Here is a 20,418-nt window from a genome sequence, read left to right as displayed (position 1 = left end):
TTCTTGACAGCTCGGCCTTTGTCCATTAAGATAATAATAAAGATAATAGATAATGAGGAAAATGCAATGGCAAACCCAACCTTCGGAGAAAAGAAAGCAAATACAGACTATGTTTCACGCTATGGCGTATATGCAGTTATCCCTGATGCAGAACAAAAACAAATTGTTCTTGTTCAAGCACCCAATGGCGCTTGGTTCTTACCAGGTGGAGAAATTGAAGCAGGTGAAAATCATCAAGAAGCCCTAAAACGTGAATTGATTGAAGAGCTTGGCTTCACGGCTGAAATTGGTACCTATTACGGACAAGCTGACGAATATTTCTACTCTCGTCATCGTGACACCTATTACTACAATCCTGCCTACCTCTATGAAGCGACTTCTTTCAAAGAAGTGCAAAAACCACTAGAGGACTTTAATCATATCGCCTGGTTCCCTATTGACGAGGCTATTGAAAATCTCAAACGTGGTAGTCATAAATGGGCAATCCAATCTTGGAAAAAACAGCATAAGATTGACTAAATCAAGCTACTTTATTCAAAAAGTGCTATAATAGAATTAGAAAATCGGAGGAAATGTTATGAAGCTAATCAATACGACAAACTCACACTCGCAACTTGTTAAAAGCCAACTAGAAAGTACAGATGCAACCCTTGTTGAGGTCTATTCTGCAGGGAATACCGATGTTATTTTTACTCAAGCTCCGCTTCACTATGAAATCCTCATCTCAAACAAACACCGCGCTATTCGCGAACCTGAAATCGAAGCTATTCAAGAATTTTTCTTGAAACGTAAAATTGATAAGGACTCTATTGATGAAGCCAATATCAAAACCCTCTATTCAGAAAAATTAATTGGAATTTCGATTCCAACCAAATAAAAAATTGGAGAGTTTAAAAAGCTTTTTGGACCTTATAGTACAAAACGAGGTTCTAACTTGCTTTTTGGATCATCTCCAATTTTTTATCTTAAGATCTTATCATACAAGATTTTATAGATAATTAAGGAGACAAGCATGGGAGACATTATATATCGAGAGGCAAGAATTGAAGAAAGCGAAAAAATTGGAAAACTATTAGCTAATTCCTTTCTTGACTATCCTTTTTTAACGATTATAACTGATGATTTGAAGAAACCTGACTCCTATCCTGCTTTTGTAGAAACATTGCAAATTCTGCTTACTAGAGTCTATATTAAGAAGGGAAACTGTTTAATTGCGGAACAGGATGGAGACTTACTTGCAGTCGCCCTTTTGCAACAAAAAGATTTCTGTATACTATCCTATCTACGAAATGGAGGAACAAACATTTTTCGCTACATTCGACCACAAAATCTCCTTAAATACTTTGACTTTGTAAAACGTTCCAAAAAACATTTAGAAGAATTTGGAGAGTTTGATTGGTATTTGATGGCCTTAGCTGTCAATACAGCAAGTAAGGGACAGGGAATAGGCAGTACTTTTCTGACACAAGGGATTGAACCTTATGTCAAATCAAAAGGCTGTAAACACTTGGGACTCATAACTAGTACAGCTAGAAATGCCTCATTCTACGAAAAAAACGATTATGTATTACTGGACTATATGGACTTAGAATACGGATTAAAATCAATTGGTAACTGGGTATTTTTAAAAACAATAAATAAATAAAAAGATTTGATGCTGCTTATCACAGAACCAAATCTTTTTATTATGTTAGAAACGAATCGTCTCACGTGTTTTTTCGTATGAAGTGACAAAACGGTTGGTTACACCTGGTTCTGCAACTTCCAAAGCTTGCGAAATCTTATCAAATGAAGCATGATAATCAAATTCTTTTTCAAAAATTTCTAATGATTCATTAAAGGCTTCTTGAATTCGTTCATCAAATGAGCGGTAACGGTTCGAATACTGTAGCAATTGTTCTGTCAACGTTGCATATTGAACAATATTATAGGTTTCTTCTTCAAGTGCTTCCATATCATTGGTTGTAATTTCAAGCATCCGGTTCACAGCTTCGATATTGACCCGAGCTTCTTCTAGTTCAGCCATCAACTCTTCGGTATGGTTACTTGCTGTAAAGAACAACTGTAAGAAATTCTGAGGAATACCTGGAAGATTACGTTTTTCCATATATCTCTTAATTGTGTGAAGACGATTAACATAAACATTTGCCTTCTGGCGAGCATTAATATCATCTTTTTCAATCTGAGCAAGACGTTGACTAACCGAAACTTGTTCATCTTCAATTTCCTTCAAAGTCGCTTGTAAGTTTTCCAAACGATCTTCAAGCAATGAATAAGGCTCAGAATGTTCCTCTTGTTCAGAAGTTAATTCCAATACAGATTCTTCTAAAGATTCTAACTCAGCTTGTAATCTATGAACATGACTAACATCCGTTTCAGATAGTAGGTAATTGTTACTCAATCGTTGAATATCTTCCACTAAAACAGCATTACTATCTTTCATGTGTTTCAAATATGTAGGAAGGGTTGCAACTAAGCCTTCTACTACTTTTTGAGCTGCGATTTCTCGTGTAAAGATATCATAGAGTGCATTGATTTCTTCTTGAACTTGAGTATTTTCATACTCAGCATTATCCAACTCTAATTGTGCAATATTTTCGTGGTTTTTCTTTAAAGCTTCATAAAGCAATTGGAAGCGAGATTCAATATCCGTTTCAGCAAAATGATAATTAGCATCTAAAAGTTTACGGTAACCATCCTCCAAATCTTCCAATTGATCAGGTAGCTCTTTAGATAATGTTTTTTCAATCGCTGGCAGGCGATCAACTATGTGACTCAAAGCCAAGATATGATTTTCAGCATTATCCAAAATCACAGCAGCTTCTACTGGGTCACCTGAAGTGTTCAAAGTAACAAACTGAGAAAACTCTGATTGGATATTTTCCAATTGTTTTTCGATTTCTGATAAACCTTGGCCATATTCTTCAGAATGATCAGCCACTCGGTGTTGCAACTCTTCAAACAAGTCCAAGGTATGAAGAACACGTCCACTATTTTTAGACTCTTGTTTCTCCAAATCTGCCAAAGCATTACGAATTGCCGCAATATCTTCTTCAATCAAGGTAATTTGACTCTCGATTTGGTCGATTTGATGACTTGCCTTGAAAAAACGGAATGAGTTGTTATAGCCTTCTGCTTCAAAAAGATTATTTTCAATATCAGCAAAAGAGTTAAGAGATAGGTCAACCCATTTTTGGTTCCATTCACGGAAAGTCACTTGACTTTGTCCAATTAAATGCATGTTTTTTACAGCTTCAACTTCATCGTTTACTGGAAGATTGTACAGCTCTTCTTTTTTCTCTTCTAAAATTGCTAATTTACTTTCATTGCGTTTTCGTACGTAGATTGCGATAGCATAGGCAATCACTAAGAAAACTGCAACTGCAATTGCAAGATAAAATACTAGTCTACCAGACATATTAAACTCCTTTTTTACTTGAAACAATCGTAATGATTATATCATATTTTTTTGACCAAGGGAACTACTTCTCCCGATTTTTTAGACATCAAGTGTACTATAGACGGCATTTTCTTCGATAAATTCACGACGAGGCTCTACTCGATCCCCCATCAACATATCAAAGATTTTATCTGCCTCAGCTGCGTCATCCACAGAAACTCTAGCCATCAAGCGATGCTCGGGATCCATTGTTGTTTCCCATAACTGATGATCGTCCATTTCACCCAGACCTTTATACCTCTGAATAGTTGGTTTGGCGCGACCTTCACTGTGGCGGGCTAAGGCTTCTTGGAGTTTAATTTCTTGGTCTGCTCCTGGCTGAATATATTCTTTAATCTCGCTTCCAACCTTGACACCATAGATTGGTGGTTGGGCGATATAAACATAACCAGCTTCTAGGATTGGTTTCATATAACGATAAATCAAGGTTAAAAGAAGGGTACGAATGTGGGCTCCATCGACATCGGCATCGGTCATCAAAACAAGTTTTTGGTAACGGGCTTTTGAAACATCAAATTCCGCTCCAAATCCTGTTCCCATCGCTGTAAAAAGACTACGAATTTCTTCGTTAGCTAGAATCTTATCCATACTTGCCTTTTCAACGTTCAAAATCTTACCGCGGATTGGAAGAATTGCCTGAAATTCACGGTTACGACCAGATTTGGCTGATCCACCAGCTGAGTCTCCTTCGACGATAAAGAGTTCTGTCTCTGCAGGATTGTTAGAAGAACAGTCTGCTAGTTTCCCTGGAAGGTTGGAAATTTCCAAACCAGATTTTTTACGAGTAACTTCACGCGCACGCTTGGCAGCCACACGAGCCTTAGCAGCCAAAATCCCTTTTTCCACAATACGTTTTGCAATTTGAGGATTCTCCATAAGGAAATCAGAAAAGGCATCACTGAAGAGACGATTGGAAATCTTGACCACTTCGCTATTTCCCAATTTGGTTTTGGTTTGTCCTTCAAACTGCGGATTTGGGTGTTTTACTGAGATAACAGCAGTTAGTCCTTCACGAACATCTTCCCCTGTTAGGTTGTCTTCATTGTCTTTCAGTAACTTATTCTTACGAGCATAGTCGTTGATAACACGTGTCAAGGCTGTACGGAAACCTTGTTCATGCGTTCCACCTTCATGGGTATGAATATTATTGGCGAAACTCATGACATTTTCATGGTAACCCGTTGTGTACTGCATGGCTACTTCGACTGCGATATCATCCATTTCACCATCTGTATAGATTGGTGTATCAAAGATTACATCCTTGTTCTCATTGATATATTCAACGTAGCTAGCAATCCCACCTTCATAATGGTAATGCTTAGTTTGTTCCAAACCTTCGCGCTTATCTGTGATGGAGATTTGAAGACCACGATTTAGAAAGGCCAACTCTTGAATCCGTTTATTTAATTTATCAAAATCAAAGGTTGTTGTTTCAGTGAAGATTTCTGGGTCCGGTGTGAAATGAACTGTTGTTCCTGTTTTATCCGTATCTCCAACCACCTCAAGGTCTGCGACAACATGACCACGACGGTATTCTTGGTAATGAATCTTACCATTTTTGTGGACATGAACATCTAATTGAGTTGAAAGGGCGTTAACAACTGAGGACCCTACTCCGTGAAGACCACCTGAGACCTTATAGCCGCCACCGCCAAATTTTCCTCCAGCGTGAAGGACTGTAAAGACAGTCTCAACGGCAGGTCGACCTGTTTTTTCCTGAATATCGACGGGGATACCACGCCCATCATCAACAACTGTAATCGAATCATCTGGCTCAATAAAGACTTCAATATGGCTGGCAAATCCTGCCAAGGCCTCGTCAATTGAGTTATCAACAATTTCCCAAACTAGATGGTGAAGACCTTCTTTTGAGGTCGATCCGATATACATCCCTGGACGCATACGAACAGCCTCTAAGCCCTCTAAAACTTGAATTTGACTGGCATCATAATCTTGTGCCTGCAGATTTTTGATTTCTTCTGTCATCTTTTTCCTTTTTCTTACATGTCTAATACTTGTCTTAAATTCACGATACTGGTAAACAAGTGGGTAGCTAGTCCTGCAGCTTGCCCGGCTTCGATATCAATCGGTCGATCACCAATTACAAGACCAGAGTTAATCTGATATTTTTCTCTTAAATAAAGCATGGACTCAGGATCTGGTTTTCTCTTAAAGCCTGAGTTAGAAGTCACCACTTCTGTAAAATAAACTGCTATAGAGGTTTTTTCTAAAATTTCCAAGACCTGATCATTTCGATGAGAAACCAAAAAATGACGGCCACCTTGATTTGAGATCTCTTTCAATAAATCAGAAACTCCATCAAACAAAATCGGATGTTCTAGCTCTCTGGCTTCATTTTCCTTATACTTTTCTAAAAAATGCTCTAAGTTGGGAGCGAATGTCTCAATCGCAAAATCAGTAGAAACCTTTAAAGCCTGATAGACACTGTCATGATCCTGTGTGATACCATACAGTGCCAATGTTTCAACAAATGCAGCTGTTGAAGTTTCGTAATTATCCAGTAAAGTTCCACCTAAATCCCAGATGTAATCGTGATATTTCATACCCTTCATTATAGCATTTTTTTATGAAAAAAGCGATGATTCCCCTGAGTTTTCCACATAAAAAAAACGAGCGTAACTTCTCAAAGTAACTTCCATCTCTCTCCCAAAACTGGAAGTTAGTCTCAGACGATGAATTATGCTAGAATTAAGTCTGAGACTTTTCGTGAGGAGGTACCTCATGACGAAAAAACAAAAACATCTCACTCTAGAAGACCGTATTGACATCCAAACTGGAATCAGCCAACAGGAGACTTTCCGTTCCATCGCTGAGAAGATGGGGAAAGACCCGTCAACGATTTCAAAGGAAATCAAGCGCAATCGCATCATGCATCCAACATCCGTCAAATCTGATTGCACGGATTGCCCTCTTCTCAAAAAAGCTCCTTATGTCTGTAACAACTGTCCAAAAAAGAGGACGGATTGTGGGTTTAACCGCTATCTTTACTACGCGAAAAAGGCACAGGAGCAGTACGAGACTATGTTGAGGGAATCCAGACAGGGAATTCCCCTAAACAAGGAAAGTTTTTATCAGATGGACAAGGTCTTAACCCAAGGCATCCAGAAGAAACAAAGCATCTACCATATCATTCAGACACATAACCTACCTGTGTCGAAAGCTACGGTGTATCGGCATGCCAAGCTGGGCTATCTGACAGCCAAGCCCATTGATTTCCCTCGGATGGTCACGTTCAAGGAACGCAGAAAATCCAGAAAAGTAGCTATTCCTAAAGAGCTGAAAATTGGGCGGACCTATCAAGATTTCCAAGAGTTACGAGAAACAGATGATTTCTTCAAATGGTTGGAAATGGACACGGTCATCGGCAGACCTGGTGGAAAGCTACTGCTCACCTTCAACGTTTCCTTCTGCAACTTCCTCTTCGCCCTGCTTTTGAACAACAAGACTGCTCTGGAAGTCGCCACTAAATTCGCAGCTTTGAAAGAAAGAGTCATGGACGGAGGGTATGCGTTCCATCAGCTGTTCCCTGTCATTCTCACAGACAACGGATCTGAGTTCGCCTATGTGGAGGAGCTTGAGCGAGACATTGATGGGAAGTCTCACCTCTACTTCTGCGACCCTAGCCGTCCTGACCAGAAGGGGCGGATTGAGAAGAACCATACGGTTTTGCGAGCCATTCTTCCCAAGGGCACTTCCTTTGACCAGCTGACTCAGAAAGACGTCAATCTAGTCATTTCCCATGTCAATTCCTTGAAACGAGAAGAGTTTCAAGGAAAATCTGCTTACGACGTCTTCACCTTCACCTTTGGCGAGGACATCGCTGCTCTTCTGGGTTGCCAATTTGTCAAACCAGAAGACACACACTTATCACCTGATTTATTGAAATAAAGGGAATTTTCCCCTCTAACTACACATCTTATCACCATCGAAAAGTCTCACACTAAACGCTAGCAACTGGAATTTACTCTAAGACGACTCTGTTTTAGGGCTATTTGTCGTGCACTTTTTTCTGAGTCTTTTCGCTTTTGAACCCTTATATATCAAGAAAAAGAAAACCAGTGGAAGTTAGTCTAAGACGGATTTCCACTGATTTCACGCATTTTTCTCATACTAAAAGCTAGGTTGTGGGAAACTGGAAGTTAGTTTTAGAAGTTACCTAAAAAAAACGAGAGTTTGACTCCCGTTTTACTGATTTTTACCAAAGACATCTCGATAGAGCATTCCTGTTCGTAAAGTCTCTGCGTCTCCTCCTAATTGCTCTACCAACTCGTAGGCAAAAGCAAGGGCTGTTGAAGGGCCTCGACTAGTTGTCAAATGACCATCTACCACTACTGTTTCCTTGACGTAGTGACCATCAAGGATTTGCTCTTGAACGCCGTCATAACAAGTGTAGTGCTTGTTTTTCAATAGCCCTGCTTGATTGAGGGCAATTGGCGCAGCACAAATGGCTGCTAGTTTTTTTCCTTCTTGCTCGAAGCTTTGCAACTCTTGAATCAAGGCCTGATTATCGCGCAAATGTGCAGAACCAGGCATCCCACCAGGAAGAACAATCATATCATAGTCTGATAAATCTCCATCAAAGACATGATTTGCTCTTACTTGGATTGCATGCGAACCCGTCACTTGCTCTTCAAAACCAACCATATCACAAGTGATATTGGCGCGACGCAAGACATCTACAACTGTCAAGGCTTCAATTTCTTCAAAGCCCTGAGCTAACATAACGGCTACTTTTACCATGATTTTCTCCTTATTTAATTTGTTTTAATACAACCTTTTTCCGCTTTAATCGGACTTTTCCACTCTTTTCTTCAGCTAGATTAGTCTGGTAACTCATCGATAAAAGCAAGCCAACACCAATCAGATTACTGATAATAGCAGACCCCCCTTGAGAAATGAAGGGCAGTGGAATCCCCGTCAAAGGAAGCAGGCCCGTCACAGCACCGACATTCTCAAAGATGTGGAAGAGCAACATCATAATCAAACCTGTGGAAATATAGGTGTAGAACTGGTTATTTGATTTGAGAGTAATCTTCAACATACGATAAATCAACATGAGATAAAGGGCGATAACAAGGACAGAGCCAATAAAGCCAAAATCTTCTGCAATGACCGTGAAAATCATATCCGACTCTCGAACTGGGATAAGCAGGTTAGAAGCATTAAAACCTTGACCAAATAAGCCACCGCTCCCAATGGCAATCTGCCCTTGAGCCTGCTGGTAAGTCGTTGTTTGGGCAAACTCAAAGGGATTGAGCCAAGCTAAAATCCGATTGATTTGGTAGGTCGGCATTCCAATCTGGTGAAGAAAAGCTCGTCCGTCCTTGCTAATAAAGATGGCTAAGAAACCAGCAACTCCTGTTACAGCAGTCACAAATACTGGGATAATAATTTTCCAAGAAACTCCTGATAGCAAGACGATTCCTGAGAAAATGGCTACAAAAACCAAAGCCGTCCCCAAGTCACTTTGAAGTGCCAAAAGAACTAGGACTGGAATGGTAAAGACAATCATCCAGAAAATCAACAAGAAGTCCAGCGGAACTGTGCGTCTCCATTCCTTATGTTTTTTGGTAAACTGGACAATCACACGAGCTAACATGAGAATGTAGGATATCTTCATAAACTCTGATGGTTGGAACAAGGTAACACCATTTACCGATACCCAGTTTTTGGCACCCGTTGATGCAACTAAGCTTGGATTATAAAAGACAATCGGCAAGACCATAAGTCCCAAGCCTAAAATATACAGAAAGGGGGTCACTTTCCAAAGAAATTCTGTATTAAAGAGCATGACGATAAAACCAATCACAAGCCCCAAGGCGATCCAGGCGACCTGCTGCCCTAAAATGGGCAGAATATTGTTTGGATAATCATGACTAACAGCTATATAGATAGCCACCACGCCAATAACCAGTAGAAAAAACACTGGCAATAGCAAACTATAATCGACTCTAGAGTCGAGAGAACGTTTCATATACACTAACCTTATACTTTCATACAATACTATTTATCAAAGTTCATTTAAAAATCTATCAATAGCCTCATCAACTTCGGATCGAGAGACTGTTTTAACAGTCGCTTCTTTTGCTAGAGATGCTACTATCTGTTTGCCATATCGCTTTCCGACAATTCTCCTATCCAAAATAAGGGTTAAAGAACGTTGGTGTTCACGTCTCATACTTCTTCCCAAAGCTTGCTTTAAACGAATAATGGCCATTGGCAATTGATAATCATAAAAGGCATTTTTCCCTTCTTGAATTAGTTCCTGATTGATCTTTTTCGTCAAGGGCTCTTGAGGATTTTGGAAAGGAAGTCTTGGTACAACTTGAATCACAAAAGGATGACTTGAAAAATCAACTCCCTCCCAGAAACTTGCTGCACCAAGCAGGATTTGTTGTTCTCCTTTTTCAAAGCGTTTCTTCAGTTGATGAACATCGCCATTTTTATACTGGGCCAGATGGCTAACTGGAAGTAAATCCGATACTGCTAGAAGCATTTCTTTAGCAGTAAAGAGAACTAAAATCGGTTGCTGGAAAGCTTGAACATCCATCAGCAAATCAGATACCTCTTTGACGTAGACTTCTAAGGAGGTTTCTGTTACTAGAGGAAAATCTTTGACCAAGACCACTTCTTGATCCTGTTTTTTACAAGCTTCAATCTTAACAAATTTGGCTTCAGGATAGCCTAAAAGGTCTGCCAAAGAAACCCTCTGACTAATCTCAAGAGTGGCCGACACTCCCAAGACTTGACATGAATCAGGCACTAAAGAAGATAGAAAAATACGACCTGATTTTGTAGAAGAAATCTGAATTTTCTTCTGACTCGTTTCAGTTGCTTCAAGCCAGTAGTCTCGGTCAGCTGTAAAATAGTGGACCAGTTCCCCAAAGCCTTCTACCTCTAATTCTGAAAAATACTGATGGAGATTGGCAAGAGAATCTAAGATATTTTTCCTAGATTTGCCAGACTGAAATTGTTCGATCAAGTAGAGGCATTCAAAGCGAATACTTTCTAGTATTCGTTGTTGAACCCTGTTTTCTTCTCCTACTAAAGCCTTATCAACTAAATCAATAATAGACTGGATATCATAGGACTGTTGAAGCAGATTTTCTAGGGCCAACAAAACTTTTTGAACTTCATCAATAATCAATAAACGGTCACTGACAAATTCAGGATTATCTTCAAGTCTGGTTACAAGATAGGCATGATTGGTCACTAAAAGCTTGCAGGTTTGTGACCTTTCTTGACTACGTTTCCAAAAATCTTCCGTCACAAATAAGCTTTTAGATGATAAATTCCCATCATGACGAATATCTGTCAGAAAATGTTGGTAACGGTAGAGTTGCCCAATTTCATCCAAATCTCCTGTCTCTGTCTCAGTCAGCCAGATCAAGAGTTGCATTTTAAAGCGTCTAAATAAGCGATTTTCATCATTTTCCTGCAAGGAACGATAAAAGGCATCCAGCTTCAGATAATTTTGAGGCCCCTTTAAACTATAAATATCTATATGGAACACTTCCTTAAGACGTCTACCTTCTTCTTCCATGATTTGATTTTGAAGAATCTTTGTCGGAACGCTAAGAACAATTTGACACTCTTTGGCTTGAGATAAAGCGGGTAAGAGATAGCCATAGGTTTTCCCAATCCCTGTCGGCGCTTGAATTAATGAGACAGGCTCATCTTCCAATAGCAAACCAACCTCTTTAGCAAAATTTTCTTGCTCCTCCCTCACTTCAAGGTTCAACAGAGAAATATTCTTAGAAAAATCTTGAGATAATTTTCTTGGCTCATTGAGAGCTGCAGTTTTCTTGAAATACAGTCCTTGAACTTCGACTAAGTCTGGAGAACTCAGGATAGATTGGTTACGATAAATTTCTTCAATAACCAGGTAGGACTCATATAAGAGAGCATCAGCCATTTCCAGCAAGCGTTCCAAGAGTCCTTTAGGAAGTTGGGCCATCTTTTCCCGTAAAAAAAGGAGTAATTCTGCAGTAGCTTGGGCATCTGAAAGGGCTGTGTGAGCGTGCTTTAGAGGAATTCCTAATTCTCGACACAAAATCGGTAAACTATATTTTTCCAGTTCAGGGAAAAAGACCTGAGCCAATTCGACCGTATCAACACGAGGATTTCTTAGTTCATAGCCTTCAAAAAATAAATTTTCCGCCAAGAGATTGGCATCAAACTGAACATTATGGGCTACAAAAATCCCATCCTTCACCAAGTCAAAGATTTTTCTGGCAACTTGCGAAAAATCAGGTGCTTGCGCCAGACGTTTGTCTGTCAGTCCTGTCAGTTCTTTGATATGAGCATCCAAAGGTTCATGTGGATTGACATCCGACGTATAGTGATCGACGATTTTTCCATCCTCAATCACTACAATTCCCACTTGGATAATTTTAGCCTTACTACCTGTGCTAGTTGCCTCTAAATCCACCACAACATAGCGATTACCAATCGTTTTCATTATAAAAAATTATACCAAAAAAAGGGACATTTGGCACCTGCAAACATGGGATAATTTTTAAACTCAAGAAGGTTACTTTTCTTAAAAATCCCAGCAAACAGAGCATCCTAGCCTACTTATTTTTTTTGAAAATATTGGAGAATAAGAAAAATTGAGAGAAGAAATGTTTGCATCTTCCTTCTCTCAACTATCCATTTACTCTATTTAACCATGTCAGGATCGTAATCATAAAATCCTGTATCAAGGAATCGGTTTTTAGGGTGAAGTTTACGAACTTCTTCATCCAGCAAGAAGGCTTGGTCATGGCTAAAGTTGCCCTCTTGAATCAAGCTACTCGCTTGGATAAAGAGTTTTGCAATCTCAACAAAGTTCTGACCAGGTGTGTAGAGCCCTTCTAGTTTCCAGTGAGTGAAACCATGCTCTACCAATTCTGTCAATTTGGTCATCAAATCAAGGTCGTTATTGGCAAAGATGTGGGTTCCATGATTATCTTCAAAGATAGAGTAATGGCTCTCAGGGTCACTTGGCTCAGCCAAGAAGAGGTCACGCTTGCGCGTCTTTTCATCATCGATGTGCGTAAAGTTATAGTAATTTTGCAAGAGCGGACGTTTAGAATGATGGATAACGCTAGCTCCGTAAACCAAAACTTCAGCAGGAATTTCCAAAATCTCTGGCATTTTGAAAAGTTCAGCTGATGGAATTTCACGCGCCAAAACAGCCTCAGATGCGCCAGCTTTTTGTCCCCAGAAGTTTATCTGACGACTGCTAGTTACCATAGTCGAAGCATCGTAGATGGTCTTAAATGAATAACCATCGCGATTGACTACGTAAAAGACACCTGCATCCCCAATCGTAATGTAGTCTATCTTGATTTCTTCCAAGAAGTCCAGGAAAGGCTTGATACGGTCCATCATATCTTGGTGCATGAGGGCATTGACCGCAACAATCAATTCCTTACCAGCTTCATGAACCAACTTAGCGATTTCACGCAATTGGTCATAACTAAAGGTTGTTGGCAGACGAAGGCCAAAATCTTTCTCACCGACATAGATACGGTCTACGCCAGCTTCGAGTAGTTGTTCAACTTGTTCAATACTTTCAGCAGTTGCTGTAATGATAATCTTTTCCATAAAAAGAATTATACCATATTTCTCCAAAATCAGCCATTCTTTGAAAATGAAAAGGGACTTTATTCTTTTTGTAATCTTTCTGTAATAATTCTCTGCTGAAAAAATGATAAAATAGGTATGTACTGTTAAGGAGAGAATAATGCCCGTAAGAAAATTACAATCCTATGAGGTAGACTATCAAGAAGAATTAAGCCATCAGATTCCTCGCTATCAAGATTATACACCTGAAGCGCAATCTGATGCCAATCTCAAGGAAATCCTATTTTTTGTTAATATCGCTGTTTTTTGTATCTGTATTGCTATCTTTAGTTTTATCTTTTTAGCATTAAAATTCTCAACTGCTCTTGCCTTCGCTGCAGCAATCGGATCCAGCTTACTTGTTTTAAAAGTCCAACGCTCTCTTATCAAACGAAAACTTAAAAAATAAACATATCGCCCCATCTGGAGCGATATGTTTATTTTTTCTTTTTCGATGGTGTGTGGATGGCAATCTTCACTTCAAAGATTGTTCCCTTGGGTTTATTATCTTTAACAGTAATGGTTCCTTTAAGCGCATCTACAATTTGCTTGGCCAGAGATAATCCTAAACCAAAACCACCTTTTTGACGAGTTCTAGCCTTGTCCACTCGATAAAAACGATCAAAAATTTTCTTCTTATCTTCTGTCGAAATACCGACTCCATTATCAGAAACCAGTAAATACAGATTGCGATCAGTCGCCGAGATAAGAAAATCAATTTCACCATCCTCTTCAGTATACTTGACAGCATTATCAAATAGGATGGTCATCAGTTGTTTTAGTAAAAGCTGATCTGTGACAATCGTTCGATGGATGCGATTTTCAAAACGGAAGACACGGTCATTTTCAGAAGCAATCATCTCATAGTTTGTAAACGTCGTATTGAAAAAACTGGTTGGAACTTCTGCAAGTTCTGGCTTAATCCCATCATCTCTACGAGCTAAATTCAACAAGTTCGTCGTCAAAAAACGCATATTTCGGACTTCTTCCAAACTCGATGCAATGCTTTCGCTCACATCCATAATGGTTGCTTCTGGCTTACGAAAAAGGGTCTCTAAACGATTTTGCAAAACTGCAAGAGGAGTTCGTAACTCATGACTGGCATTTTCCACAAAGGACTGCTGCTTCTGCATGCTCTCAAGCAGAGGACGAACACTGACCCTAGCTAGATAGAGACTGGCAAGCAAAGACAAAATCCAGAAACTTGCCATCACGATCACAATCAATTTCTCATGCTTTTGACTGGCCTGCTCCAACTGGCTGGTATTAATCAAGACAGCAGCATACTTGATATTGGTTGAAACCGAACTGATATTCGTTTCCATCAATATCATGCGATAGATTTCTTCTTGTCCATAGCTATTAAAAACCTGAATCTGATAGATATGGCCTAGTTCTTTTTTCTCTAACTTAATCTTATCCAAGCCCAAAAATCGATTTCCAGAAAGGAGCTGGGTAAAATTCTTATCAAAAAGAATGACTTCTGTGTTGGAACTGACATTGGGTTTCACCTCAGTCTTACTAGTATCTGTAGTAGCATTCTCTAAATCTTTAATCTCTTCAGTTGCCCTATTTACTGCCAGCTGAATAACTGCTTGAGGATTTTCACTCAGTCCATGGAGCTTATCATCCACCGAAGTATAGAGACTCGAATGCATGACCTGCAAAATAATCAAGGTCATGGTCGAGAAAATCAGAGTGAAGACACCAAAGTTACGGATAAAATAACTAAAGTCATCCGCATACCATGTTTTTTTTAGTTTACTGAACATCTTTTAAAATATACCCAACACTGCGTAAGGTTTTCAAATTCTCTGCAAAAGTGGTTCCTTTTAATTTCTTACGGACTTTTGAAACATAGACTTCGACAACCGAAATCGTTGTATCACTATCAAATCCCCATAGACGATCAAAAATCTGAGTCTTAGGCAAAATAACATTTTGATTTTGAAGGAAATAAACTAATAAATCGAACTCTTTCCCCAGCAATTCGACAGGAGTATCTTCGACTTTAACGGTATTGGTTGACAAATTAACCACAATATTTCCATAAGTCAATGTATTTTCATTAAATTTACCTGAACGTTTGAGAAGGGCTTGAATCCGCATTTTGAGTTCTTCTAGGTAGAAAGGTTTAGTCAGATAGTCATCTGCTCCTAGTTCAAAACCATGTCCCTTGTCATCCAAACTTTCCTTGGCAGTCATGATCAGAACTGGTGTCGTAATTCCCTTTTCACGCAATTCTTTCAATACTTGGAAGCCATTTTTTTCAGGCAACATCAAATCAAGCAAAATCAAGTCATAGACGCCACTTTCAGCTTCGTAGAGACCTTCTTCCCCATCGAACACCTGCATGACATCTGCAAAATCGTCTAAAAAGTCAAATACTGAATTTGACAGGCCTAGGTCATCCTCAACCAATAAGATTTTTATCATGAGAAACTCCTCCTTATTACAACCATTATACCAAATTTGCCTTAAAAAAAACTCAACTCTCTGCATTTTATACTCAATGAAAATCAAAGAGCAAACTAGGAAGCTAGCCGCAGGTTGCTCAAAGCACTGCTTTGAGGTTGTGGATAGAACTGACGAAGTCAGTACCCATACCTACGGCAAGGCGACGCTGACGTGGTTTGAAGAGATTTTCGAAGAGTATTACATGAGATAGCTGAGTTTTCTTTTATTTAGTCTTAATTATTTAGTTCCGTATTGAAGAACGACTGCTTCGACTGCAGCTTTTTCACGGTTAATCAAGTCAACACGCGCTGCAATTTCCTTGATTCCCATACCGATGTTACGGCTAAGAGCAAGGTCAGAAAGTTGTGGCTCAAAGAATTCCTTGTACTCTGCCAAGCGTTGCTGAGTTTTAAATACATGAGCAGGAAGGATAACAAAGCTATCAAAGCTCATATCTCCTCCAAGGGCTGCCTTAATCCAAGCCCAGTTTTCACGCGCCCAAGACCAAGCTGTTTCCTGAGTTGCTTGATGAGCTAGGAATTGGTAATACCAAGCAGACAAATCCTGCGGTTTCACCACAAATTTGTCCTTCCAAGAAGCAATCAAGGTTTGGATATTGTCCGCATCTATACTGTAGGCAAGAGCCGCGGCCAACTGACGTTTAAAGACAGCATCTGTTGCGTGAGTATAAGAATCAAGATAAAGTGCTAACAAGTCTTTGGTCTCATGATGTTTCATTTCATTGATCAGAACTTGTGAACGAATAGCTGCTGGGAGTCCTGCAAGATTCTCCTTGTGTGTTGCGAAAATTTGGCTAGCGACTTGACTAGCTTCTGCATCATTTGAGCGAATCATCATAGAAACAGCCAGCTGACGAACCAATTCATCCTCATCTGATTCTCCGTCTTTAGCTTCAAAACCAAGACGGTCATAGTTATGACGAGCCAATTTAGCAACCAATGCTTTGAAGGCTGTCTCAGCTTCTGTTCCTTCATCGATAAAGCGATCGAGGGCAAAAATTACTTCAGAAACAGCTGAAACGACAAGGTAAGATTCTTCCTTAGCAAGTTTATCAAGAACTGGGAGCAAGTCAGCATAAGAAATGTACCCTGCCTCAGCAAGCAAACGACGTTCTTGGACGATTTGCAATTTGCTTGTGTTATCAAGCTCAACTAGTTCAGCAAGAATAGCATCTAACAAGTCTCCTTGATAGTCGGTAATGTAGTGGGCTGTATTTTCAGTGTTGAGACGAAGAGCTCCTTCATTTTCAGCAAGAAGGGCTGCGTAGCCAGGAATTTCGATGCTTGCAGTTTCGAGTGTATCAGGCAAGCCTTTCCAGTTACTATTGAGTGGCACCACCCAGAGACGGTTCTTGTCTTCGTGCTCACCGATAAAGAATTGTTTTTGTGAGATCTTCAAGACATCATTTTCAACTTTGACAGTGAGAACTGGATAACCAGGTTGTTCCAACCAAGAATCCATGAAGGATGCGACATCACGTCCAGACGCTTGACCAAGGGCATCCCAAAGGTCACGACCAATGGTGTTGCTGTACTGATGTTTTTCAAAGTAGGCGTGCAAACCTTTAGTAAAATCAGCATCTCCTAGCCAACGGCGAAGCATGTGCATGAGACGGCTTCCTTTGGCATAGACGATAGCGCCATCAAAGAGCGTATTGATTTCATCTGGGTGTTTGACTTCGACGTGAACAGACTGTACGCCATCAGTCGCGTCACGTTCAAGAGCAAGAGGTACTCCACCTGTTTGGAAATCTTCAAAGATGTTCCAACTTGGTTCAATAGCATCCACACAGACGTACTCCATCATGTTGGCAAAACTTTCATTGAGCCAAAGATCATCCCACCATTTCATAGTCACGAGGTTTCCAAACCATTGGTGAGCCAATTCATGTGCCACAACAAGGGCAACTTGTTGGCGGCTGGCTACTGATGAATTTTCATCTACAATTAAGCAAACTTCACGGTAGGTCACAAGACCCCAGTTTTCCATAGCTCCAGCTGAGAAGTCAGGAAGGGCGATGTGGAGAGATTGAGGAATTGGGTACTTAACTCCATAGTAATCTTCGTAAAACTCGATAGAGCGAACAGCGATATCCAGTGAGAAATCAAGGTTTGATAGTGGATGAGCTTTGGTTGAATAAACACCTACGAGGGTACCGTTTTTAGTTTTAGCCGTCACACCTTGCAAATCACCCGCAACAAAGGCTAACAAGTAAGAAGACATGCGAGGTGTTGTCTCAAACTTCCAGATACCTGTTTCCTTACGGTTTTCAACATCGATTTCTGGCATATTAGACAAGGCCAATTCACCTTCTGCTTGGTCAAAACATAGAGAGAGGTCAAAGGTTGCTTTGGCTTCTGGCTCATCCACACATGGGAAAGCTTCGCGCGCAAAGTGGCTCTCGAACTGAGTAGACAAGACTTCCTTTTTCACTCCATCAACTGTGTAGTATGAAGGATAAATCCCTGTCATGTTATCTGTGATTTTTCCTGAGAAAGAGATAACCACTTCAACTTGACCTGCTTCTGCAAGTTCAAAATGAAGGGCTTCATTATCATGGTCAACTGTAAATGGACGAGCTTTACCTGCAACTTCTACAGAAGCGATTTCCAAGTCTTTTTGGTGGAGGGAAATACGGTCACTCTGTGCTTGACCAGTGATGGTCACCTTCCCAGAAAACGTCTTGGTCTCACGACTCAAGTCTAAAAATAAATCATAATGTTCAGGAACAAATTGCTTAATAAAATGTTCAACTGCTTGCATAATTTTCTCCTATCTAAGTTTAAGAGCTAAGGCTCTTCTTCAAACAAACTTATTATATCATGTTTTGCTTGAGAAAAAAGGATTGAACGGCGATTTCCAAAACTTTCTTCCTTCTAATAGTCTACAGTGGGTAGACCTTGCGAAATTCTTCTAAAACAACCTTGCTTTCAGGTGTAAAAGTCAGTCCTGCTTCTCTCAGCCACTCGGCGAAACAATCCTCATGAACCTGACGCCAATAAGCTAGGGATTTGTCACCTTCCCCTTCCTTAAAGCAGAAACTTGATTGAAGGGCTGGACAGAAACCTTTGTAATTTCGACAATACAGACAGCCTGATTTTGACTATCTAAAATGACATCAAAAGTTCCTTCTTGAGGAAGAGACTCGGCTTCTAGTGCATAGAGGTCGTAGGCTGATGCTGTTGCAGTCTTTTCACCTCTTAAAACCAAATCTGCTAAAAGGTCTGGTTCCACTCCAAAAGCCCAAGCATCGATTTCATCTCCAATCGAAGGATTGATTTTCTTGTAGGCATTCCACATTTCTTGCGGTGTCATAGGTGCTCCTTTGTAATTTTTTACTTTCTTCTTTTATGTGTTTAAGATGATCTGGATGGTCAATTTCTAAATCAAAAATCTCCGGAATAGAGCTGTAATGGAGAATGCATTCGATACTCATCTGATTCATTTTTTGTATGAAAGCTATTTGATAATTTCAATTACGTCCATTTTTTTCTCTCATTAATTGGACATAGCCCTTTGTTTCTATTTTTGAATTTAAAAACGAGAACTCTCCGCACATTTTATCATAAAAATGATTATAATCTTCTTTTGAAAAATCTCCTAAAATCTCTATTTCAAGATAAAATCCAAGACCATCAATCTTATCTAGATTAATCGTTTTATTTTCTAATGCGTCATGATAAGTTTTTCTATATTTACTGATTGTGAAAATATTTGAAAAACCATCTTGCAAGATATTCCTTACAAATTCTAATTTTTCAGATTCCAACTCTATTTCACTTTCTCTCCACATTCCTTGTTTTATCGTATCTTTTCTTGTGAAAATACAGGCTATATCGTCATTTTCCTGACGAATTCTGTAAATAAAGCTGCCTACCTCATCATTTTCAAATTCTTTTCCTTTTGTTTTAAAATATTCATCAACTTGCTTATTTTCACACTTAAATTTATAAGATTTTTCTAAATATGAAATCGCCTTATTATAATCCCTCTCATCGTTGAGTTCGAATCTAACTTCTAATTCATTCATTTATTTTACCTCTCATTTTTTCTCCACTAAGAGCCAGTTGATATTGCATGTCCATTCACCTCGTCTTAAAAGATACAATATCAGATATCATTATATTAAACTTTCCTCTAGTTCAAAAGCTTCATAAGGTTCAACTAACTCATATCCTAAAAATTCTGCTACTTTTTTGGAGGCCTCGTTATGAGCATCCCAAAGTGGAAACATATCTCTATTTAAACTCTCTAGAATCATTGCAGCACCAAGTTTTTTAGCAAATCCATTTCCTTGTTCGTTTGGTCTAGTAGCAACTTCCACTTCAACTGCTCCACGGTAAACTAACCCTGAGGAAATCCCAGCAATCAGTTCATTATTTTTAAGAATCACAAAGCCAAATCCACCTTTTAAAACAAAATCCTGATAGGACTCAAAATCCCCCTGTAAATCTTGTGACCATTCTTCCTCAGAAAAACTGTCATAAATATGATTATCAATAGGCACAATATTGTAATCTTCCTCTAACTGACTAACTAGATTATTTAGAAATTCAACTTGAAAATTTTCCTTATCTTTAAAAGAATAACGAGTAAAAGAAATTAGCTCCACTTTCCGATGCAGAAAATCTTGCCAATTGGTATTTTCTGAAATAATAATCTTATAATCTAAACCATATTTCCTAACAAAATCTTCCCAAAATCTGGAATCCAACTCCCCTGCTAGGTATAGAAAATTCCCAACATCATAAAAGCTTGTTGTCCTATCACTGTTTCGGTAGACAGTTCCGATTTGAGATTTAAGACCATAGAGAACCATATTTTTCTTCCATGTTTTAAATAGTTCCATT

The 20,418-nt window shown here is 39.3% G+C and carries 17 protein-coding genes and 2 pseudogenes; 5 read left to right on the top strand and 14 right to left on the bottom strand.

Annotated elements, in window-relative coordinates; genetic code table 11:
- Window positions 1-66: 66 nt before the first annotated feature.
- The 3 genes from SMI_RS04360 (at window position 67) to SMI_RS04350 (ending at window position 1,645) form a co-directional block, all read left to right on the top strand.
- Window positions 67-519 (top strand): NUDIX hydrolase, encoded by a 453-nt coding sequence (locus tag SMI_RS04360; protein ID WP_000013084.1) that lies wholly within the window; start codon window positions 67-69, stop codon window positions 517-519.
- 58 nt (window positions 520-577) lie between these two features.
- Window positions 578-877: a DUF1827 family protein gene (locus SMI_RS04355; protein WP_000767189.1), complete on the top strand. Its 300-nt coding sequence runs from the start codon at window positions 578-580 to the stop codon at window positions 875-877.
- A gap of 135 nt (window positions 878-1,012) precedes the next feature.
- Window positions 1,013-1,645 (top strand): GNAT family N-acetyltransferase, encoded by a 633-nt coding sequence (locus tag SMI_RS04350; protein ID WP_000502302.1) that lies wholly within the window; start codon window positions 1,013-1,015, stop codon window positions 1,643-1,645.
- Between the two features lie 45 nt (window positions 1,646-1,690).
- Here the strand turns inward: SMI_RS04350 and ezrA are convergent, their stop codons facing one another.
- The 3 genes from ezrA to SMI_RS04335 form a co-directional block, all read right to left on the bottom strand.
- Entirely contained in the window at window positions 1,691-3,418 is a 1,728-nt protein-coding gene (gene ezrA / locus SMI_RS04345; RefSeq protein ID WP_000016768.1) for a septation ring formation regulator EzrA, read from the bottom strand.
- Between the two features lie 81 nt (window positions 3,419-3,499).
- Complete coding sequence (gyrB, locus tag SMI_RS04340) at window positions 3,500-5,446, bottom strand: DNA topoisomerase (ATP-hydrolyzing) subunit B (RefSeq protein ID WP_000134035.1); 1,947 nt, start codon at window positions 5,444-5,446, stop codon at window positions 3,500-3,502.
- A 14-nt stretch (window positions 5,447-5,460) separates the two neighbouring features.
- A complete protein-coding gene (locus SMI_RS04335) occupies window positions 5,461-6,024 on the bottom strand; it encodes an HAD family hydrolase (RefSeq protein WP_164925517.1) in 564 nt (187 codons plus the stop codon).
- Window positions 6,025-6,202: 178 nt separating this feature from the next.
- On the opposite strand from SMI_RS04335, the gene SMI_RS04330 reads away from it, so the two are divergent.
- On the top strand, window positions 6,203-7,369 hold the full coding sequence (locus SMI_RS04330; RefSeq protein ID WP_000163011.1) for an IS30-like element ISSmi1 family transposase: 1,167 nt from the start codon (window positions 6,203-6,205) through the stop codon (window positions 7,367-7,369).
- Between the two features lie 297 nt (window positions 7,370-7,666).
- Here SMI_RS04330 and SMI_RS04325 read toward each other — a convergent pair whose 3' ends face one another.
- From SMI_RS04325 to SMI_RS04310, 4 genes are all read right to left on the bottom strand, one after another.
- A complete protein-coding gene (locus tag SMI_RS04325) occupies window positions 7,667-8,221 on the bottom strand; it encodes a DJ-1 family glyoxalase III (RefSeq protein WP_000241407.1) in 555 nt (184 codons plus the stop codon).
- 10 nt (window positions 8,222-8,231) lie between these two features.
- Window positions 8,232-9,455, bottom strand: coding sequence for an FtsW/RodA/SpoVE family cell cycle protein (locus tag SMI_RS04320; RefSeq protein ID WP_000830650.1), 1,224 nt, complete (start codon window positions 9,453-9,455; stop codon window positions 8,232-8,234).
- 36 nt (window positions 9,456-9,491) lie between these two features.
- Window positions 9,492-11,942 carry a bifunctional DnaQ family exonuclease/ATP-dependent helicase gene (locus SMI_RS04315; RefSeq protein ID WP_000848727.1) on the bottom strand — a complete coding sequence of 817 codons (2,451 nt, stop codon included), beginning with the start codon at window positions 11,940-11,942 and terminating at the stop codon, window positions 9,492-9,494.
- A gap of 200 nt (window positions 11,943-12,142) precedes the next feature.
- Entirely contained in the window at window positions 12,143-13,072 is a 930-nt protein-coding gene (locus tag SMI_RS04310) for a peptidase U32 family protein (protein ID WP_000411174.1), read from the bottom strand.
- A 139-nt stretch (window positions 13,073-13,211) separates the two neighbouring features.
- On the opposite strand from SMI_RS04310, the gene SMI_RS04305 reads away from it, so the two are divergent.
- Window positions 13,212-13,499, top strand: coding sequence for a DUF3270 domain-containing protein (locus SMI_RS04305; protein WP_001145228.1), 288 nt, complete (start codon window positions 13,212-13,214; stop codon window positions 13,497-13,499).
- Window positions 13,500-13,527: 28 nt separating this feature from the next.
- Here SMI_RS04305 and ciaH read toward each other — a convergent pair whose 3' ends face one another.
- From ciaH to SMI_RS04275, 7 genes and pseudogenes are all read right to left on the bottom strand, one after another.
- Window positions 13,528-14,862 carry a two-component system sensor histidine kinase CiaH gene (gene ciaH, locus SMI_RS04300; protein WP_000491801.1) on the bottom strand — a complete coding sequence of 445 codons (1,335 nt, stop codon included), beginning with the start codon at window positions 14,860-14,862 and terminating at the stop codon, window positions 13,528-13,530.
- The gene (gene ciaR / locus SMI_RS04295) at window positions 14,852-15,526 is read right to left on the bottom strand and encodes a two-component system response regulator CiaR (protein ID WP_000590638.1); all 675 of its coding nucleotides are present in this window, start codon (window positions 15,524-15,526) and stop codon (window positions 14,852-14,854) included. Before ciaR ends, ciaH begins: the two co-directional genes overlap by 11 nt.
- Before the next feature lie 258 nt (window positions 15,527-15,784).
- Window positions 15,785-18,331, bottom strand: a complete 2,547-nt coding sequence (locus tag SMI_RS04290) for a M1 family metallopeptidase (protein WP_001149096.1) — start codon at window positions 18,329-18,331, stop codon at window positions 15,785-15,787.
- Between the two features lie 121 nt (window positions 18,332-18,452).
- Window positions 18,453-18,883: pseudogene (locus tag SMI_RS04285) on the bottom strand (ASCH domain-containing protein).
- Window positions 18,825-19,028, bottom strand: a pseudogene (locus tag SMI_RS10755) (PEP-utilizing enzyme, TIM barrel domain protein); the annotation flags it as partial. The pseudogenes SMI_RS10755 and SMI_RS04285, both read right to left, overlap by 59 nt.
- Before the next feature lie 12 nt (window positions 19,029-19,040).
- Window positions 19,041-19,598, bottom strand: a complete 558-nt coding sequence (locus tag SMI_RS04280) for a CYTH domain-containing protein (RefSeq protein WP_001003835.1) — start codon at window positions 19,596-19,598, stop codon at window positions 19,041-19,043.
- Between the two features lie 90 nt (window positions 19,599-19,688).
- Window positions 19,689-20,417 (bottom strand): GNAT family N-acetyltransferase, encoded by a 729-nt coding sequence (locus SMI_RS04275; protein ID WP_012972495.1) that lies wholly within the window; start codon window positions 20,415-20,417, stop codon window positions 19,689-19,691.
- Window position 20,418: the final 1 nt, after the last annotated feature.

The sequence above is a fragment of the Streptococcus mitis B6 genome (assembly GCF_000027165.1).
Lineage (GTDB): Bacteria > Bacillota > Bacilli > Lactobacillales > Streptococcaceae > Streptococcus > Streptococcus mitis_AR.
This window is presented reverse-complemented; position numbering and strand designations above follow the sequence as displayed.

Coding starts and splice junctions, on each gene's coding strand:
- SMI_RS04360 (WP_000013084.1), top strand. CDS start 67: ATGGCAAACCCAACCTTCGGAGAAAAGAAAGCAAATACAGACTATGTT.
- SMI_RS04355 (WP_000767189.1), top strand. CDS start 578: ATGAAGCTAATCAATACGACAAACTCACACTCGCAACTTGTTAAAAGC.
- SMI_RS04350 (WP_000502302.1), top strand. CDS start 1,013: ATGGGAGACATTATATATCGAGAGGCAAGAATTGAAGAAAGCGAAAAA.
- ezrA (WP_000016768.1), bottom strand. CDS start 3,418: ATGTCTGGTAGACTAGTATTTTATCTTGCAATTGCAGTTGCAGTTTTC.
- gyrB (WP_000134035.1), bottom strand. CDS start 5,446: ATGACAGAAGAAATCAAAAATCTGCAGGCACAAGATTATGATGCCAGT.
- SMI_RS04335 (WP_164925517.1), bottom strand. CDS start 6,024: ATGAAATATCACGATTACATCTGGGATTTAGGTGGAACTTTACTGGAT.
- SMI_RS04330 (WP_000163011.1), top strand. CDS start 6,203: ATGACGAAAAAACAAAAACATCTCACTCTAGAAGACCGTATTGACATC.
- SMI_RS04325 (WP_000241407.1), bottom strand. CDS start 8,221: ATGGTAAAAGTAGCCGTTATGTTAGCTCAGGGCTTTGAAGAAATTGAA.
- SMI_RS04320 (WP_000830650.1), bottom strand. CDS start 9,455: ATGAAACGTTCTCTCGACTCTAGAGTCGATTATAGTTTGCTATTGCCA.
- SMI_RS04315 (WP_000848727.1), bottom strand. CDS start 11,942: ATGAAAACGATTGGTAATCGCTATGTTGTGGTGGATTTAGAGGCAACT.
- SMI_RS04310 (WP_000411174.1), bottom strand. CDS start 13,072: ATGGAAAAGATTATCATTACAGCAACTGCTGAAAGTATTGAACAAGTT.
- SMI_RS04305 (WP_001145228.1), top strand. CDS start 13,212: ATGCCCGTAAGAAAATTACAATCCTATGAGGTAGACTATCAAGAAGAA.
- ciaH (WP_000491801.1), bottom strand. CDS start 14,862: ATGTTCAGTAAACTAAAAAAAACATGGTATGCGGATGACTTTAGTTAT.
- ciaR (WP_000590638.1), bottom strand. CDS start 15,526: ATGATAAAAATCTTATTGGTTGAGGATGACCTAGGCCTGTCAAATTCA.
- SMI_RS04290 (WP_001149096.1), bottom strand. CDS start 18,331: ATGCAAGCAGTTGAACATTTTATTAAGCAATTTGTTCCTGAACATTAT.
- SMI_RS04280 (WP_001003835.1), bottom strand. CDS start 19,598: ATGAATGAATTAGAAGTTAGATTCGAACTCAACGATGAGAGGGATTAT.
- SMI_RS04275 (WP_012972495.1), bottom strand. CDS start 20,417: ATGGAACTATTTAAAACATGGAAGAAAAATATGGTTCTCTATGGTCTT.